Annotated in this window: 2 protein-coding genes; both read right to left on the reverse strand. The window is 66.1% G+C overall.

All coding sequences use genetic code 11. The features are described from left to right. Positions 1-534: BNR-4 repeat-containing protein (locus ACXJKR_RS30515; protein ID WP_457326035.1), on the reverse strand; the 534-nt coding region annotated here is incomplete at its 3' end. A gap of 113 nt (positions 535-647) precedes the next feature. After that, the coding region (locus ACXJKR_RS30520; protein ID WP_457326036.1) for a TonB-dependent receptor domain-containing protein at positions 648-2,166 on the reverse strand (1,519 nt) is incomplete at its 5' end.

Genomic DNA, 2,166 nt, shown 5'->3' on the forward strand with positions numbered 1-2,166 from the left:
GTAGAAGAACAGCAGATTGCCGTCCGGCTGGCGATGGAACTCGGGGTAGGACACGGAGGCCTCGCCCTGCCCCGTCATCGGCATCTCGGCCGTCATCTCCAGCGCACCGGGCCGCAGGCTGCGCGCATAGCGCAGCGCACTGTTGTGGTGGTCCCAGGCGAGATGCAGATAGCCCGCGCCATCGACCATGATGCTGATGCTGTTGTGGGCATCCAGCGCGTTGCCCTGGTAGGGCGTGGCCTTCAGCTCCCAGGCGCCGCTGCCGAGCCGGCGCTTGCCCAGCACCACCCGGGCCTGCGGGTCGTAGAAGGCGATGTACTGCATGTCGCCATGGGTGACGAGGGAGTTCTTGCGGAACACCACGGCGTTGACGGAGTTGCGCGCCCAACCCTCACCGACGTCGACCACACGCACATCGCCGGCGTGGATATCAGCGGCGCGCGGTGGTGGCGCGGCGCAGCTTACGGCACACGCCGCGGCCATGAGAACGGACAGCGCGTCGAACTTGCGGGCCGAGCGCCGGGCCGCTCCCAAGCCGGCCCGCCTGGGGCGATGTGCTTGCGGCTCAACGCCGCAAGCATCGCCGTCCCCACGGGGGACCGGTTGGACACGCCCGCGTTCAGCGGCGCGAGACCGGACGAGGGGCATCAAAACCTGCCGCGCAGGCCGATCTTGAAGGTGCGACCGTCGTACTTCGCATAGTCCATGCGGGTCTTGTTGCCCAGGCCGTACTGGCCGGTGGCATCTTCGAAGTAGTCGTAGGCCAGCGTGTTGGACAGGTTCAACCCCTCCACGCGGATCTCCAGCGAGTCGTTGATCTTGTAGCTGACGTTGGCGTCCAGGTAGCCGCGGCCGGCGCGCCAGCGGATCAGGTCGTCGCCGTTGTTCTTCGGGTTGTCGCTGTGCAGCGAGCGGCCCTTGTAGTTGTAGGACGTGCGGAATGCGAACGGGCCRTTCTCGTAGTACAGCGTGGTGCTGTATGCGTACTTGGGCACGGAGTTCACGTCGATGACGCTGCCCCCATTGGTCGTCCACACCGCGCTGTTGAACGGGTTGATGTGCGTGTAGCTGGCCAGCGCGCCCAGGCCCTTGAAGGGGTCGGGCAGGAAGGTGAAGGCCTGCTGGTAGGCCAGCTCGAAGCCCTTGAGCGTCTGCTTGCCGGCGTTGCTGTAGGTCTTCAGCGTCATCGGCAGCTTGGGATCCACCTTGCCGTTGGCGTCCTGGAAGATGGCGCCCAGCGCCGTGTCAGGCAGGCCCAGCGCGCCGAAGGTGGTTTGCACGCTGTTGCTCGTGGTGGCGTCGGTCAGTTCCTTGCGGAACAGGGCCGCCGACAGCATGCTGCCCTTCTGGAAATACCACTCCAGGCTGGTGTCGAAGTTCTTGGATTTCTGYGGACGCAGGCTGGGATTGCCGGCCGTTGCGGTGTTGTCGAACGGGTTGGGAATGACCGTCTGCGCCGCAATGATGGACAGCGCCTGGCGGCTCAGCGTCTTGCCCCAGGAGGCACGCCAGGTCAGGTTGTCGGTCAGGTCCAGGGCCGAGCTGAAGGCCGGCAGCACGCTGGTGTAGGAGCCCTTCTCCTGGTTCGGTGCATACGTGAGGCTGGCACCCTGCTGCTTGAAGTTGTCGATCAGCGTCTCGGTGCGCGCGAAGCGCACGCCGGCGTTCAGGCGCAGTTCCCGGTCGAACACCTGGCCCCGGAAGTCGGACTGCACGAAAGCCGTGGACACGTTCTCCTGCGCCTTGAAGCTCTGCGCCGGCGTGAAGGTCGCCTCCGAATTGAGGGCCAGCGGGTCGAAGGTGGAGTAGGTGTAGGCGCGGGTGAAGGTACCCCAGGCGTGCGGCCAGCCGGCACCCATGTCGAGGTTGCCGATCGGCAGCACGGAGGTCATGCCCGATCGCAGGCCTGCCGTGCCCAGCGTGTTGAGCTTGGCGGTCGCGGCGGATGTGCCGTTGCGCTTGTTGATCTCCTTGGAGGTCTCGGAATAGGCCAGGCCGGCCTTCAGGTGGCCGGTCCAGTCGCCGGCGAGGGCGTAGTCCCAGTCAGCGACGACGCGGCCCTGGTTGCTCTTGTCTGTCTCACGGGTCCAGCCGGTACCGATGCCGAAACCCTGGAAGTTGGCGGGGTCGGTGTAGCTGGTCGGCGAGGAYAGCGACGGATAGACG

It is taken from the genome of Roseateles sp. P5_E11 (assembly GCF_054049355.1).